Annotated in this window: 16 protein-coding genes and 1 tRNA gene; 4 read left to right on the top strand and 13 right to left on the bottom strand. The window is 44.8% G+C overall.

Annotation, left to right across the window (positions count from 1 at the left end; genetic code table 11):
• The first annotated feature begins 47 nt into the window (after window positions 1-47).
• Window positions 48-1547 (top strand): NnrS family protein, encoded by a 1500-nt coding sequence (locus tag Q0101_RS08490; RefSeq protein WP_297944348.1) that lies wholly within the window; start codon window positions 48-50, stop codon window positions 1545-1547.
• Window positions 1548-1613: 66 nt separating this feature from the next.
• Window positions 1614-1943 (top strand): cupin domain-containing protein, encoded by a 330-nt coding sequence (locus Q0101_RS08485; protein ID WP_291939008.1) that lies wholly within the window; start codon window positions 1614-1616, stop codon window positions 1941-1943.
• A gap of 472 nt (window positions 1944-2415) precedes the next feature.
• Here Q0101_RS08485 and recJ read toward each other — a convergent pair whose 3' ends face one another.
• Both recJ and Q0101_RS08475 read right to left on the bottom strand, forming a co-directional pair.
• Window positions 2416-3996: a single-stranded-DNA-specific exonuclease RecJ gene (gene recJ / locus Q0101_RS08480; RefSeq protein ID WP_297944344.1), complete on the bottom strand. Its 1581-nt coding sequence runs from the start codon at window positions 3994-3996 to the stop codon at window positions 2416-2418.
• Window positions 3986-5617: a CTP synthase gene (locus Q0101_RS08475; RefSeq protein WP_297944341.1), complete on the bottom strand. Its 1632-nt coding sequence runs from the start codon at window positions 5615-5617 to the stop codon at window positions 3986-3988. The genes recJ and Q0101_RS08475 overlap by 11 nt, the downstream gene beginning before the upstream one ends.
• A gap of 138 nt (window positions 5618-5755) precedes the next feature.
• On the opposite strand from Q0101_RS08475, the gene Q0101_RS08470 reads away from it, so the two are divergent.
• On the top strand, window positions 5756-7204 hold the full coding sequence (locus tag Q0101_RS08470; RefSeq protein WP_297944338.1) for a DUF945 family protein: 1449 nt from the start codon (window positions 5756-5758) through the stop codon (window positions 7202-7204).
• Window positions 7205-7598: 394 nt separating this feature from the next.
• Window positions 7599-9971, top strand: coding sequence for a ribonucleoside-diphosphate reductase subunit alpha (locus Q0101_RS08465; RefSeq protein WP_297944334.1), 2373 nt, complete (start codon window positions 7599-7601; stop codon window positions 9969-9971).
• A gap of 202 nt (window positions 9972-10173) precedes the next feature.
• Here Q0101_RS08465 and Q0101_RS08460 read toward each other — a convergent pair whose 3' ends face one another.
• The 11 genes from Q0101_RS08460 to Q0101_RS08410 form a co-directional block, all read right to left on the bottom strand.
• Window positions 10174-11088, bottom strand: a complete 915-nt coding sequence (locus Q0101_RS08460) for a DUF3137 domain-containing protein (protein ID WP_297944331.1) — start codon at window positions 11086-11088, stop codon at window positions 10174-10176.
• 97 nt (window positions 11089-11185) lie between these two features.
• Window positions 11186-11407, bottom strand: coding sequence for a hypothetical protein (locus tag Q0101_RS08455; RefSeq protein ID WP_297944329.1), 222 nt, complete (start codon window positions 11405-11407; stop codon window positions 11186-11188).
• A gap of 19 nt (window positions 11408-11426) precedes the next feature.
• Complete coding sequence (locus tag Q0101_RS08450; protein ID WP_297944326.1) at window positions 11427-12053, bottom strand: hypothetical protein; 627 nt, start codon at window positions 12051-12053, stop codon at window positions 11427-11429.
• Between the two features lie 47 nt (window positions 12054-12100).
• The gene (locus Q0101_RS08445; RefSeq protein WP_297944324.1) at window positions 12101-12577 is read right to left on the bottom strand and encodes a hypothetical protein; all 477 of its coding nucleotides are present in this window, start codon (window positions 12575-12577) and stop codon (window positions 12101-12103) included.
• A gap of 33 nt (window positions 12578-12610) precedes the next feature.
• Window positions 12611-13087 carry a hypothetical protein gene (locus Q0101_RS08440; protein WP_297944321.1) on the bottom strand — a complete coding sequence of 159 codons (477 nt, stop codon included), beginning with the start codon at window positions 13085-13087 and terminating at the stop codon, window positions 12611-12613.
• Between the two features lie 501 nt (window positions 13088-13588).
• Window positions 13589-13903, bottom strand: a complete 315-nt coding sequence (locus Q0101_RS08435; protein WP_297944318.1) for a hypothetical protein — start codon at window positions 13901-13903, stop codon at window positions 13589-13591.
• A gap of 39 nt (window positions 13904-13942) precedes the next feature.
• The gene (locus Q0101_RS08430; RefSeq protein ID WP_297944316.1) at window positions 13943-14317 is read right to left on the bottom strand and encodes a hypothetical protein; all 375 of its coding nucleotides are present in this window, start codon (window positions 14315-14317) and stop codon (window positions 13943-13945) included.
• A 259-nt stretch (window positions 14318-14576) separates the two neighbouring features.
• Complete coding sequence (gene imm40, locus Q0101_RS08425; RefSeq protein WP_297944313.1) at window positions 14577-14945, bottom strand: Imm40 family immunity protein; 369 nt, start codon at window positions 14943-14945, stop codon at window positions 14577-14579.
• 34 nt (window positions 14946-14979) lie between these two features.
• Complete coding sequence (gene imm40 / locus Q0101_RS08420) at window positions 14980-15345, bottom strand: Imm40 family immunity protein (RefSeq protein WP_297944310.1); 366 nt, start codon at window positions 15343-15345, stop codon at window positions 14980-14982.
• Between the two features lie 103 nt (window positions 15346-15448).
• Window positions 15449-15598, bottom strand: a complete 150-nt coding sequence (locus Q0101_RS08415; protein WP_297944308.1) for a hypothetical protein — start codon at window positions 15596-15598, stop codon at window positions 15449-15451.
• Window positions 15599-15805: 207 nt separating this feature from the next.
• Window positions 15806-15881, bottom strand: a tRNA-Ala gene (locus tag Q0101_RS08410).
• Window positions 15882-16071 lie beyond the last annotated feature (190 nt).

Genomic DNA, 16071 nt, shown 5'->3' with positions numbered 1-16071 from the left:
TTTACGCTTCAAATTTTACGCGAAATTTCAAAAATCTAACTCGCAGCTTGGAAGCGGAACCCGCGCAAAGCTTCAAATATCAAAATTCCACTCATGGCTTCTCACAAAGCGGCAGAAGTGTCAAATCCAATTCCGAGCTGGGCTTCTCGCAGAGCGTTAAAAATTCCGAGCAAAATTTACCGCTAAACCTCTTACAAAGCGCCAAGAATTCCGATCAAAGTCAAAATTCCAAACACGCCTCCGCGCAAAGCCATGTCAAGCCAAATTTTGTTCAGAACTTCTTGCAAAGCGCTAAAAATTCCGATCGGAATTCCAAAGCTAATTCCATGCAAAACCAAACCGAGCCCGTTTCGCCGCAGGAGCTCAAAAATCCGGAGCCGTGCCCGGCACAGCAGCAAGAGCTAGGCTTTTACGCGCCTAAATTTAAAGACGAGCGCGCGAGGAATTTTTTCTCCCATCCGATGCGCGCCTTCGTTCTTTGCGCCTGCTTTTTTGCGGCGCTGGGCGCGCTTAGCTTTTTAGCACCCGATGCGCTGGCGATCGATTATGTCGGCGCTCATAAATTTTACTTTCTATTTTTGGCGCCTTCGTGCATCTACGCGGCGTTTTTGCTTACCGCGCTGCCCGATTGGACGAACTTCGAGGGCTCGCTAAAGCCCGTCTCGCTTGCCTTTGCCGCCTGCCTGATCGCAGCTTTTATCGCGAGCTTTTTAAATTTACGGCTTGCGGCTGCGATTGTGGGGCTGTTTTGGGCGGTATTTTTCATCTTTGCGGCATGGCTTTTGTGGCTGGATAAAAACTCGAATAATTTTAGCATCCTGGCGGTCCTTGCGGCATTTTGCGCCTTCTCTGCGGCCTACGGCGCGAGCGGGGATGAGAAGTTTTTGCTCAGCTTCGTGCATATCAACGTCGCGGCAATCGCCGTCGTAAGCTACCGCATAAGCGTCGTCATCGGCAACGAAGCGCTAAGAGAGGGCGGGCTGAAGGATGCCGTTTTTATTCCAAATTTTATCTACAAAAATTTAGCCGCTTTCCTCGCCTTTGCTTTGGCGCTCGCGACGCCATTTTTAAGCGAGGCGACGTGCGGATTTATCGCGCTTGGCATCGGATTTTTGTTTTTGGCGAAACTTCGCGAGCTGCACTACGCCGAAATTCTAAGCCGCCACTATATGGCGTTTTACTACGCGTTGCAAGCTGCGTGCGCGGCGGGGTACCTGTGGCTGGGCGCGGCGCTGATCCGCGGGGGATACGCTGCCGCGCCGCTGCACGTCATCGCGATCTGCTATATGTATGGAGCGATACTTTTCGTAGGAATGATCGCCGGACAGCGCCACAGCGGAATTTCGCCGCTAAACTTCCCGCGCCTAAGCCGCGCGGCGCTCGTTTTGGCTCTACTCGCGGGGACTTTAAGAGCCGTTTTTGCGGGCGAGAGCTTTGTTTTATACGTGATGATCCCCTCGGCGCTTTTTATCGCCGCAGTCGCGCTATATCTGATAAATTTCATCCCGATCTTTCTGAAAAATCCTTTCAGCGCGGATCCGGATTGATGCTCATCAAAGCGGATTTGCCAAATTTTGGCTAAAATCGATCAAATTTCATTTCAAGGAGAGCTTATGCAACATATCAAAAATATCGATGCCGCTAAGGCTGTAGAGCTTGCTTCGCTAGTCGAAGTATCCCCTCACAAGGTGATTTCGCGCACCCTCGCGCAAAATCCTGCGCTGAATATGACGCTTTTTGCCTTCGACGGCGGCGAGGAGATCAGCTCGCACAAATCCGACGGCGACGCATTCGTTTACGTGCTTGAGGGGGAGGGTGATTTCACGATCGACGGGCAGAAACACCGCGTAAAAGCGGGGCAAAGCATCGTCATGCCTGCGGGCTTGCCGCACGCGATCTTCGCGCCGGTGCCGTTTAAGTGGTTTTTAGTGGTGGTTTTTTAGCCTATAAGTTTAAGGGCGGGTCAAATTTTAAAATTTAGCCCGCCCGCCGCTTCATAAAATTTTATCCGAAATTCCATTTGCAGGGCTATTCTGCCTGTTTTGACTGCTCCCGCTTGCCCTCACAAAATTTTAAAATTTAGAAACGTTTAAATTTTACTTTTACCGCGTCAAAAAATTTCGTCTGTTTTGCAAACCGTGCGGGAGCTGAAAATAACGCACCGCGTTTGCGCGCTATGTCTAGCCCCGAAATCGCACGCTTGAGCTCGCATCGCAAGTCAAATCCATAGCTCGCGCGTTAAATTTCAAAGTCGCGCCGAGCGTGCAATACATATCGGGCAAGTAGAGCAGATGGACGCTGTAGTAGGGCGAACCCGCCGAGTGCACAATGCGCGCCTAGCCCATAGATCGAGCGTTAAATTTAAAGGCCGTGTTCTGCGCGAAATGCACGTCAAGCCGGCCTAAATTTTAAAATTTAGCTCTCGCTCGGGGTCAGCTCCTTGATGATGAGCTCGGGCGTGATCGTGCCGCGGAAGTTATTTTTGCTAATCGTAAAGATCGCGTCCACTCGCTCGCCAGCGCGCGGCAAAAAGTCGTAGTTGAAAAACAACGCCTCGACGCTGCCGCCGTTTTTGTCAAGCGCCATTTTGATATGCTTGCCCTCCTTGCCTATCTCCCTGATATTGCGGGCGCGCGCGCCTTTGATGCAAAAGAGCGGGCGCGGATTTTTCTGCCCGTAGGGCTCGTAAAATTCTAAAATTTCAAGCAGCTCGAAGTCTATCTGCGACGCGTCCAGCTCGCCCAACAGATCGTCTTGCGCGCTAAAATCGCTCAGATCTTTAGACGTTATGCGCTCATTTACACGGCGCTTAAACTCCTGAAGTAGCGCAGGATCGATCCCTACGCCCGCAGCGCCCTTGTGTCCGCCGAAGGTCGTTAAAATTTCGCTTTGTGAGGAGATCAGCTCTAAAATGTCGAATTTGCCGATGCTACGTGCGCTTCCTTTGGCGCGTGAGTCGCTCACGCTAAAGACGATCGCGGGCTTTTTGTAGGTCTTGCTTAGGCGGCTTGCGACGATGCCGATGATCCCTTCGTGCCACTGCGGACCCCACACGACGATGACGTTGTCGCTCGGATCGACGCTTTTTACGATCTCGTCGTAGAGGTTTTTCTCCTCCTCTTTGCGCGAGTTGTTGATGGAATTTATCGTCTCTAGGTAGTGGTTTGCCTCTCTGATATTTTTGGCGCATAAAAAGTTGTACGACATCGTAGCATCGTCCATCCGCCCCGTGCAGTTGATAAGCGGCGCGATCGTGTAGCTGATATCGTCAAATTCGAAGTGTTTTTTAAAATAATGCTCTTTAATCGCCTTGAAGCAGGCGCGGTTCGAGCTATTTAGCCGCTTGATGCCGAAACGCAGCAGCGCGCGGTTCATATCGCGCAGCTCCATCATATCGGCGATTATGGCGATGATGAGGATATCCATCGAGCTTGCCATATCGTAGTTCACGCCGAGGGTTTCTTTTAGTGCGCCTACGAGATACCACGCTACCTGAGCGCCGCAAATTTCGATATTGGGAAAGGTGCAGTCAGGCTGCTTCGGATTGATTATCGCGTAAGCTCTAGGCAGCACGGGCGGGGGCATGTGGTGATCGGTGATGATGAGATCGATCCCCTTTTGGGCGCAAATTTCGGCAGCTTCCGTTGCGGAGGTGCCGTTATCTACGGTAATGATGAGATCCACATCCTCAAGCTCTTCTATAATCTCGCTGTTTAGCCCGTATCCGTCGGTGAAGCGGTTCGGGATCTTAATGACGTAATCCGCGCCTATTTGATTGAAAAAATCGCTCATTATGACGGTGCTTACGATACCATCGACGTCGTAATCGCCGACTACGGCTATGCGCTGGTTTTCTTCGATGGCAGTTTTTATGCGCAAAGCCGCCTTATAGGTATCTTTCAGATCGCAGGGTAAGGGAATTTCAGAAATTTTAGTATGCCGATCGTTCGCAAATCTCGATTTTAGAATTTCCCTTATCTCATTTTTACCTAGCATTTTTTATAGATGCTTCGATAAAGCCCAAAATAGCGGGATTTGGGCGCACTAAACGGCTGGTAAATTCCGGGTGAAACTGCACGCCCAGAAAAAACGGATGGTTTTTTAGCTCGACCGCTTCGATAAGCCCGTCGCTCTCGCCGCAGACGATAAGACCGTGCTTTTCAAACTCGGTGCGGTACTTCGGATTGGCTTCGTAGCGGTGGCGGTGGCGCTCGCGGATGGTCTTTTGCTCGCCGTAAATTTTACCCAAAAGCGAGCCCTTTTTGACGTCGCAGTCATAGCCGCCCAGTCGCATAGTGCCGCCCATAGGGGATTTATGCGTGCGGATCTGCTTTTTGCCGCTTGCGTCGATAAAGCTGTCGATGAGGTAAATCACCGGATCTTCGGTCTGCGGGTCAAATTCCGAGGAGTTAGCGTTTTTCAGTTTTAAGACATTGCGCGCAAACTCCACCATCGCAAGCTGCATCCCCAAGCAGATACCCAAAAATGGCACCTTACGCACCCGCGCGTAGTTTATGGCTAAAATTTTACCCTCTACCCCGCGCGAGCCGAAGCCGCCCGCGACTAAAATTCCGTTTACGTCGCGGAAAATTTCATCCACATTGCTCGCTTCAATTTTTTCGCTATCGATCCACTTCAAATTTATCCGCGTATCAAGCGTCGCGCCCGCGTGGATGATCCCCTCGGTGAGGGATTTGTAGCTTTCTTTCAGATCGATATATTTGCCGACGAAGGCGATCGTAGTTTCGTTCGTAGGCACGATGACGCGCTTAACTAGGCTGTCCCAGTTGCTCATATCGACTTCGAGCTTGTTTAAGCTTAGAGTCTCCGCGATCGGCGTTAAAATATCCTGCTTCAAAAACGCAAGCGGGATCTGATAGATGCTCGCGCTATCAGGGCTTTCAATGACGCAGTTTTTATCCACTCCGCAGCTTAGCGCGATCTTGTCTTTAAGCGCGCGATTTAGCGGCATTTCGGAGCGGCAGATTATCATATCGGGGCTGATACCGATACGGCGCAGCTCGCCTACGCTGTGCTGCGTGGGCTTGGTTTTGAGCTCGCCCGCGACCTTGATGAAAGGCACGAGCGTGAGGTGGATATTCATTGTATTTACTCTGCCAAGCTCCACTCTCATCGCGCGGATCGCCTCTAAAAAGGGCAGTCCCTCGATGTCGCCCACAGTGCCTCCGATCTCGACGATCAGCACGTCGTTGCCCTCGCCCGCCTTTTTTATGCGGCGCACGATCTCGCCTACGATGTGAGGGATCACTTGTATCGTCTTGCCCAGATAATCGCCCCTGCGCTCCTTTTCGATGACGGAGCTGTAAACTTTGCCCGTGGTGAAGTTGTTATCTTGGCTTAAATTTTCATCCAAGAACCGCTCATAATGTCCAAGATCCAGATCGGTCTCCGCGCCGTCGTCGGTGACGAAAACCTCTCCATGCTCCAGCGGGCTCATAGTGCCTGGATCGACGTTGATATAAGGATCCGCCTTTAGGATGCGCACTTTAAGCCCTGCGTGCTTTAAAAGCGTCGCGATCGACGCCGCCGCAATGCCCTTACCCAGCGAGCTCAGCACTCCGCCGGTGACGAAAATATATTTCGTTTGTTTTGCCATAAGTTTTCCTAAATTTTGATATTAATGCCGCGATTATAACTTCTTTTAGGTTAAAGCACACTAAGCTAGAATTTGAAAATTTTAGAAATTTACGGCAAAATACACACCCAAATAAATTTTAAATTTAAAGGAGAGATGATGAAAAAGATCATCGCGGCTTTAGTGGTCATCGTAGCGCTTATAGTGGGCGTTTTTGTAGCGACAAAGGACGCTAAAACGGGCGTAGCTAAAAGTGTAAATGATAGCATAACCAAAACGGTTGACGGTGCGGTCGGCAAGAGTGCCAGCGCCGCGATTGAGCAGCAGATTGCGGAATTTATCGCTAGAAACGAAATTTTCGAGACTAAAAGCGCTAAATTTTATCCCGGAGATAGCAACTCAAGCGGCTTTATCGAAGGCGTAGTAAAAAAAGAGAAACTACAAAAAAGCCTTGCCGAGGGCTTTAGCAAGCTAAAGGAAAAAGCAGGCGCGCAAGATAGCAACGATACGGACGAGCCAGATCCTGCTAAAATTTTCCCGGAGGATTTTGCTTTTCGCTATGACTACACTATCAAGCATAGCGTAAAAAACGCTGCGGATGGATTTGAGAGCGACGGAATTTTAACGATTAAGACTCCATATTACGCGGAGCCTTGCAAGAAGCTGTTTAAGACTGACGCGCCGCTTAGCACGCATCTAAACTACGGACCTACAGAGGTTAAATTTAGCGCAAAGCTAGCCGATATAAATGTACTAGAAGATGGCGGAATAGGACGTCTTGCAGGCCTTAGTCTAAACGGCACGAGCGATATGAGCGGTAAAACGATAAAAGCCTTGGGCTTTAAAATCGGTGAAATTTTTATAGACGACGGCAAGGATTCGGGTCTTGATGTGAAGGATCTTATCTATGAGGCAAACTTTAAAAACGGTATCCAAGATCTAGACGATAATATAACCAAGCTCTTTTTGAATGACATAGATTTTGCAGGCAGCACAAAAGAGCTTGTCGTAACTGTAGATAAACAGCGCTTCGTCGTAGTTACGGATATGAGCACGGAAGGTAGCTACCGCGTAAAAGATGGAATTTTAAATTTCAACGAAAGTGATAAAGCCCAAAGCTTAAAGATCGCCGATGTGCTAGTGCGAAACATCCATTTAGGCGTCGATACCAGCTTTAGCGCCGCACTTTTCGAAAAATATCTGTCTGTTATCTCAAATCCGCAAGAAGGCGAAAAATTAGCGGAAAATAAAGAGCTTTTTATGAAGCTACTAAAAGATGATATGAAAATCAACGTGAATGATTTTTCGTTTGAAAATAGCCTCGGTAAGAAATTTGCTTTTAACGCAAGCGCGCTAGTAGGCGGCTACATCGACGAGACGCAGCTTTTTAAGCGTATGAGCTTGGACGGCAAAGCTACGATAAATACGACCATCACGGACTTCCTATCGCCTTATGACAGCCTGCGCGATTTTGCGCCTATGGCGGAAGTTTACGGCTCGCAGTTTCTTAAGCCTGATGGAGATGGAGTTAAGATGGAGTTTAGCTTCGATAAGGCAAGCAACTCTATGATCTTAAACGGAAAGCCTATCCCACTACCGCACAACTAAATTTTAAGCTTCGCGAGCAAATTTTAAACCTGCTCGCAAAGCTCTTTTTATTTCTTACTTTTTCGGCGCAGAATTTCGCAAAACTCCGCGCAAATTTTTACCTGCAGAATTCCGCAGCGGCGCCATAAAATTTCGCTCAAATTTTACCGCAGAGTTTGCGCCCGCCCTGCTAAATTTTGATCCTGCATTTGATTCTACAATCGAAAAATTTTATCCTTTAACGACAGATATTCTTAAGCAAATTTGGCTATAATGCGCGCTTTTGCAGCGCAGCTAGCGTAAATTTAAAAGACGGCGGATTATGAGCGGCATTTATTACGCCGCCTCTTTTGACGACGTATTTTATATTGGGAAACTAACGCTAAATTTGCATTTTTAAATTTCAAGGAACGATATGAAAGTAATCAAACGCAACGGCAGAACCGAGGAACTTGACGTAAGTAAGATCAAAAAATACACGAGCGAGGCAGTGGAAGGGCTGGAAAACGTAAGCCTTAGCGAGCTTGAGGTGGATGCAAAGATCCAGTTTCGCGATATGATCACCACCGAGGAGATCCAACAAACCCTCATCAAAACCGCAGTCGAAAAGATCGACGTGGACCGCCCGAACTGGACCTTCGTCGCCGCGCGGTTATTTTTATACGATCTATATCACAAAGTAACGGGCTTTAGCGGCTACAACAGCCTGCAAGATTACTTCGCTCGCGGCGAGGCGGTGGGTCGCATAATGCTCGGCTTAAAGGAAAAATACGATCTTGAGGATCTAAATTCTTATTTGCAGCCGCAGCGCGATTTGCAGTTTAATTACCTCGGCATCAAGACGCTTTACGATCGCTACCTCATCAAAGATAAAAGCGGCGCGCCGATCGAGCTTCCGCAGCAGATGTTTATGGCGATCGCGATGTTCCTCGCGCAAAATGAACTCGACTGCCAGAGCTGGGCGAAGAAATTTTACGATCTCATATCTAAATTTGAAGTCATGCTGGCTACTCCGACGCTCTCAAACGCCCGCACGACGCGACATCAGCTAAGCAGCTGCTACGTGGGTTCCACTCCCGATAATATCGAGGGGATTTTTGATAGTTACAAGGAGATGGCGCTTCTAAGCAAATTCGGCGGCGGTATCGGCTGGGACTGGTGCAAGGTGCGCGCGATGGGCGGCAGCATCGACGGGCACAAAAACGCCGCGGGCGGTATCATCCCGTTTTTAAAGATCACGAACGACATCGCCGTCGCCGTCGATCAGCTGGGCACGCGCAAGGGCGCTATCGCCGTGTATATCGAGCCGTGGCATATGGACGTGAGCGACTTCCTTGATCTGCGCAAAAACTCGGGCGAGGAGAGGCGTAGAGCGCATGAAATTTTCCCCGCGCTGTGGATAAACGATCTGTTTATGAAAAGACTTCAAAGCGGCGGCAAATGGACGCTCTTCGATCCCGCAGAAGTAAGCGATCTGAGCGATCTATATGGCGCGGAATTTCAGGCGCGCTACGAGCAGTACGAGGCCGATGATAAAATTTCAAAATCCACCATCCTGGCAAAGGAGCTTTGGAAGAAAATTTTAACGAGCTATTTTGAGACCGGAATGCCCTTTTTATGCTTCAAAGATAACGCCAACCGCATCAATCCAAACGCGCATCAAGGCTTAATCAGAAGCTCAAATTTATGCACGGAGATCTTTCAAAACACGGCGCCGAACCACTACAAAATCAAAGTCGTTTTTGCTGACGGCAGCGAGAGACTGTTTGAGGAAAACGAAGATGTAAGAACCGACGCGGGCATCGTAAAAAAGGCAAAAAAGATCACCGCGCTAGACACGCTGGGCGGCAAAGAAATTTTTATCGTAGAAAAGGGCTGCAGCGAGGGCGCGACGGCGGTTTGCAACCTCGCAAGCGTAAATTTAAGCAAAATCAACAGCCGCGAGGAGATAGCTCGCGTGATGCCGATCGCCGTGCGGATGCTCGATAACGTCATCGATCTAAATTTTTACCCGCACGCCAAGGTTAAACACACCAATCTAAAAACCCGCGCGATAGGGCTCGGCGTAATGGGCGAAGCGCAGATGCTAGCCGAGCGCGGCGTGAAGTGGGGCAGCTACGAGCACTTCGAGCTGATCGATAGGATAATGGAAAACGTGAGTTTTAACGCGATCAAGGCAAGTTCAAATTTAGCCGTAGAAAAGGGCAGATACCCCGATTTTGCAGGCTCAAAGTGGAGCGAAGGAATTTTTCCGATCGATTTAGCAAACGAAAACGCCAAAGCGCTCGTTAAGCGCGGCGGGCTCTTTGAGCAGAGCAGCTGCGATTGGGACGGACTGCGCGAGAAAGTAAAGCGCGACGGCATGCGAAACGGCTATCTGATGGCGATTGCACCGACATCGAGTATCAGCATACTCGTAGGCACCACGCAGACGATAGAGCCGGTGTATAAGCGCAAGTGGTTCGAGCACAACCTAAGCGGCATGATCCCGGTCGTCGTGCCGAATTTAAGTCCAAAAACGTGGCAGGCGTACGTACCTGCATACGAGCTCGATCAGCGCCTACTCGTAAAAGCAGGCGCCATCCGCCAAAAATGGATCGATCAAGGTCAGAGCCTAAATATTTTCATGAGCCTAGACAAAGCTAGCGGCGGCTATCTGAGCGAAATTTACACGCTTGCGTGGCAGCTGGGGCTAAAATCGACCTACTACCTGCGCTCCGAAAGCCCTGATAGCGAGAAGCTAAACAACGTCGCGGACCGCTCGATCGAGTGCGAGGGGTGTCAGTGAAATTTCGAGAGATTTTAGAATTTTTTAAGCGCCGCCATAGAATTTTGTAAAAATTTAAGCGTTTAATACTAATGGAAAGGCAAAATTATTCACTAAGTAATTCGCCCCTCTCGAGGTGTGAATTACTTAAATTATGAGCGATTATGATCGGATTTGCAAAAATAAAATTGCCCAATAGCGCTCGCTCAAATTTAGGCGTAGACTACTCTACCTGCCCGAGCTTTTTAAGATAAGCAAAAATTTTAGCGATCTCGATCATTTTATTTAGGCTTTCGAGTAGCTTCGCGCTTTGCGAGCTCGGCGCAGATTTGAAAATTTCGCTATTTTCAACGCCGATTACGAGGCTGTTTTCGCCCAGATAAAGCTCGGTTTTGCCGAACAAATTTAGGGTGATCGTCTGCATGTTTTCTAAAATTTTTTTGTTTTGCAAAAATGCGGCGGCGGCGAGATTGTTAAGATAGACGTCAAACGATGCGCTTAAATGCGGGCTATCTTTTAGCAGCTTCAGATCCGATGCGCCGAAGATGAACTCTCCGCGCGGTACGACTAAAATTTTGCTATCGAAAGTCTCGCTAAAATCGAATTTTGCAAAAAGCCCGTCGAAGATCGCAGTATCGTCTTTTTTTTTAAGATGCAGAATTTTATCCAGCTCAAATACCCGATCCTCTCTGTTTTTATCGAAGTCGCGGCTTAGACAGATATCGCCTATTTTTATGCCAAATTCGGGCGTCTTGCCCACTATCGCGTGCTTGCAAGTGCATAGATTTGCCTCTTTACGGAGCGGATTTTTGTAAATTTCATCAAGTAAAAACGCGCCGAAAGGCTGAAAGGCAAGACGCAGCTCCTTTGCAATCCAAAGCAGAAATTCGTTTTTAAAAGCCTCTTCGCTGAGCGATTCAAATTTATGCGAAATGCGCACAGCTAGGTATTTGTAAGCAGGATAAGCAAGAGCTAGCAGTACCAATAAAAACAGGAACGAGAAATCTCCGAAATCCTTGCGCATAGCAATAAACAGCGCCAGTACTACTGCCGCCACGCCGCCACGCGCCTTCCAAAGCGCCACATTGCGCGCTCCATCTAGTTTTTGCTTTTTTAATTCGTAAGAAACAAGGCTCATCGCTATCCCCGTTAGTGAAATTTGACGCTCATTATAGCGAAAAATGGGATTAAATCAAGCCATATGATAAGCGCGTTGCTATTTATAAGGCGGGTTTTTATAATAGCTCAAAAGCATAGAAATCGCCGTCTTTTTCTCTACATTTCACAATATCGCCCTGTTTGAATTCTAAAATTTCATCCAGTTCGGATTCAAATTTCGTCGTATCGGTAATTTTAAAAATATATTGCGCGATTTGAGCAGCCTTTACCGGGCGCCATACATCGATATCTTCATTCAAAATTTTTATAAAAATTTTTTTATCGATCGCGTTCGCCATATTAAACCTTTCTGCCCGGTTATCTAAAATTCTTTCTGCCTAGCCACAATTTAAGATATTTTAATACGGGTCTTAAATAATCATTTGTAAAGTTGGCTTTAAAGGTGCTCGCGTCTGATTCTATCAAATACCAGCTATATCCGTCATCCTTTAAAATATTCATTTTGCGATGTTTGGCCTCAGCGTTTGCGTCAGATATCTCTATATCCAGTACTTTATTTGCAATATTCATCTGTATCGATAGATTAGGGCTTAGATCATATATGAAACGATTAAAATCTTTGATGATATGGGTATTGTATACGTCATCGATCATCTCGGCTCTTCTCTTCTGAAAAATTTTCTTCTCTATTGGATCGCTGTCGACAAGCCCTCCATAATGATCTTCATCGGTTGCGGCCTCTTCGTAAGATATGGTAAACCATCTGTAATATCCCTCGTGCGTCCCAAATGTCCAATTCGTAGGTATCGTTTCATCTATTACTTGAAAATATTCACTATCAAATCGATACCAGGCTCTATCATCTTCAAGTGGCAATATGCAATAATAAACCTGTCCCTCTTCATATTGGATACCATAAACAAAATAGGTTCTGTTTAATCCCAGATACTCATGCCTATCTTCTTTTATACATTTTACAATCATTTTTAATCGTCCTTAAATTTGAAATCATCTACGGCCTCTATGATGGGCTACCCGTCTTTATCGCCTATTATACTATTTTTAACAAGTTCTGTAAAAAATTCTTTGTTTTTGGATTTGTTGATTGCCTCTTTTATAGTATTAAAGGATAATTTTAAATTCTTTAAATTGCCATCTATAATGCAAAAGCCGTTTTTCTCACATAATGATATTATGCCCCTTAATACCGCTTCATACTCGGATCTAAAATCGATACGAAACGTAACGGACTCTATTATATTATTAGCATCAAAAAGTATCTCTAGGCGGTTGCCGTTTTCGCTTCCGTATAGATCCATTTCGCTAAACCAAGATTTTTCGGGCTTTAATAGGCGCGAAATTTCAGAAAATATCTCTTTTTTGATCTTTGCTTTTTTCCAATACTTATCGTCTTCAAAGAGCTTTATATCGCTATATTGCGGATCGTATTGTAGATCGTAGGTATTGCTTTTGGGCAGAATAAAAAACTCACATTGCCAAATTGCCATATCTTCCTTTCTCAAATATTTTCATTATAAAATTTAAAAGTAATACACATAGCAGCCTCGGTCATCGTATATATCAAATAAAATCGAAAATTTCTCTTTATTGTTTGCGGCTAATTGAACTCTAATGTTCAAAGAGGGTTCTTTTGCCAGCTCAAAATTAAAATGGTGCAGCAGTATGGATCTCAAAAAATTTGGCTCAAGCGTCTTTTCTTCTATAAAGATAACGCCCGCTCTGGCGCCGTTTTTATAAGGCTTAGATTTTGTGTATTGCCCCTTCATATTTTTAAGAAGATACTCCTCTATTTTCTCGTCTCTTTCCCAAAAAAGAATTTTATAAACTACGCTATCTAAGTGGCTTGCTTTTGAAATTAAAAACATAACTAGCCTTATTTTGGCCTCTACATCGATATTTTCAAAATCTATTCTTGATCTGGCTACGCCTCTTTTATTTCTGCTTATTTTTCTAAATTCTATATCGAAATTAGTCGGGTTTATAATGCTTTTTATCATTGCCCTCGCCTTTTAAAAACCTTTTGTTGCGTGATGCTATACAAGCCCGCTTTAAAATCTTTATCTACTTTTTCCATTTAAATTTAAACTTCTTTCGCTTAATTTTTATAAAATTTTCCAGTTGCTTATCGGTAAAATTTAAAATCTCTTTTCGGTTTTGTAAATTTACATAAGTGTGCCTTATATCGCAATTACCGACAAAGGCGGCTTCCCAGTTCTTAATTAGCCAACTCGAGCTTATCGCATATTCCCGTCCTTTATCCGAGCGCATTTTATCGCTATAGCCAATAGGCGCAAACATACCGGAATAAAACCCCTCCAGATAGGGTAGTCTCGGGCATCCTTCCGTATCGGTTGCGACGATAAATTTTATCTTTCGATCATATGGACGAAAAGCCTTATGGCACTCTATAATATCTCCATTTTTTAGATCGTCTTTGAATTCTAAAAATTTATAAGTAAATTTTGCAGGAATTTTATCATTTATCCTTTTGTATTCGGCTAAAAACTATCGTAATAAGAAAATATGCTTATATTTCTGGATGGCTCGGTATCACATACAAAATCTAAATTCTCCAATACCCACTTTTTAGAAATCAAACTATTATTATTTTTCGCATTAGCTTCGGGCGGCAATACTATAAACTCCCCCGAATTATCGCCGTTTATACGCAGCAGGTTATTCCAGCTACAAAATAAAAACCGCCCTTGACCGATTTGCAGTATATCGCCCTCCGCGAAAATTTCTCTAAAATTATTAATCGAAAATTTCCTTCTACCTCTTACGGGTATTATCTTTTTATAATTTCTTTTCATGATCTTTCTTCTATTTTATTATTAAATCGCGCACACTCGCTAAATTCCTAAATGCAAAATATATAAATCATTTTTAATTGCCGAATCGATTAGTTCCAATAGACTGTCTAATTGCTCGATAACCGAGGATCTGTTTAACACACAAGTTTTATCAAAAACAATTTGCTCATCCGCGCTCAAGAAAAGCGACCTCCAAGAGCATATTATGTCTCTAAATTTAGCTTTATCTTCTATCCAGCTATAGCCATAGTAATTTAGACCTTTTTTCAAATTTATCTCATCGTTCCATGTGGTTTGTACCCACTTTAGAGAGTATAAAATATGAAGTATCAGATCGTCGCTAATTACTACGCAGTGCTCTTTAGAGAAGATATTTTCTTTTGTCTTTTTGAGTAAAAATTTATGTTTAGGCATACAGCTCCTTATTGTTTTAAAATATGACTTGAATAAAACCCGCCGTAGCTATTCGCCAAACTTCATCCAGGCGACGGCGTACTTTTATGCTTCGTTATATTTGCTAAATCCTTATGAAATTTTCATTTAGACACCCGCCCAGGGCCAATGGCTGGGCAATATACAAAATCATCTCCGTTTCTAGCGCGATAATTGGTGATATATTGGATCGCCACTTCGAATGCTTTGTCGTCTTCCGCTTTGGTATCCCAGCTATTGATCATTTTTCTGTTTGTTCATTTGGTTCCTGTAGGATGGTATATGGACAAATAGTCGGGCAGTATGCAAAGTCATCTCCGTTTCTCGCGCGATAATTGGTGATATATCGGATCGCTACTTCGAATGCATCGTCATCTCCCTTGTTCGTGTACCAGCCATCGCCTGTGATTATGGGCTTATTACCGCTTAAGCGATATACATCTCCTCCGAGGATAACCATATCTTTACTTTTTGTGATTTTAAGCACCTCCATTACATCGTCGAATTTCCAAGCGATTTCATAAAAACCGAGTTCCTCTCTTAAGCGAATACCGCGCTCCAATAGATCCTGCGGCACGATATTTACGTAGTCTTCATCTATAAATGGCATAATCTCTCCTTTTCAATATTGGAAGCTAAAATTTTCATTTGGACACCCGCCCGGGGCTAATGACCGGGCAGTATGCAAAATCATCTCCGTTTCTAGCGCGATAATTAGTGATATATTGGGTTGCTACTTCAAATGCATCGTCATCTTCCGATTTAATACTCCAACTATCGTATGTGATTATGGGCTTATTGTCGCTTAGGCGATATACATCCCCTCCGACGATAAGCATATCTCTATCTCTTGTGATTTTTAGCACCTCTATTACATCGTCAAATTTCCAAGCGATTCCATAAATTCCGTACTCCTCCCTTAAGCGTATACCGCGCTCTAGCAGATCCTGCGGCACGATATTTACGTAATCTTCATCTATAAACGCCGCGCCATCTTCTTCAACTGACATAATCTCTCCTTCCATTAAAATTTAATTTATTGCAAAGACTTTTCTATATCGTTTATTAGGCAATGAAGTGCTTCGAGACGACTAGAACTCGGATTATTTTGTTTTAAAATTCTAAAATATCACTATATTTCATCGTCTTTATATCGCGCTCGTCAAAAGATGGAAGTATATATTTTTCGTTCATCTTAACGATTTTCGCGATATAGTTCTCGCTTATGCCGTTTTTTGGTTTTTTGTGCGATATATGCGTCAAAGGGCTTTTGGGCGATATTTATCGCTCTTTCTGTAAAACCGACCTAATAGGTTTTTAACTAACCTAATAAACAACTGAATTATTCTAAAATAATTATAACACAAAAAGAAACAAAAATAATCAAAATTAATAAAGGCCCTAAGTATCGGCATTTAAAGGAAGCAAAAGAAATCTAAAAGAAGTGATTAAACTTAAAAATAGCTTAAATGGTGGAGTTAAGCGGGATCGAACCGCCGACCTCTTGAATGCCATTCAAGCGCTCTCCCAGCTGAGCTATAACCCCAATAAAGATTTTGTAATTTTACATTATTTTACTTACAAAATTTTTAAATTCCAGCGCTACGCCAAAATTTTCTCCGCAAAGACCGCTATAAAATGAAATTTTAAGCTTGCATTGGGTAATATTTCATTTCTTTGCGCGGGAATAGCTCAGTGGTAGAGCGCAACCTTGCCATGGTTGATGTCGCGAGTTC

It is taken from the genome of uncultured Campylobacter sp. (assembly GCF_937921625.1).
Lineage (GTDB): Bacteria > Campylobacterota > Campylobacteria > Campylobacterales > Campylobacteraceae > Campylobacter_B.
The sequence above is the reverse complement of the archived record's forward strand: the minus strand, read 5'-3'. Positions and strand labels throughout refer to the sequence as shown.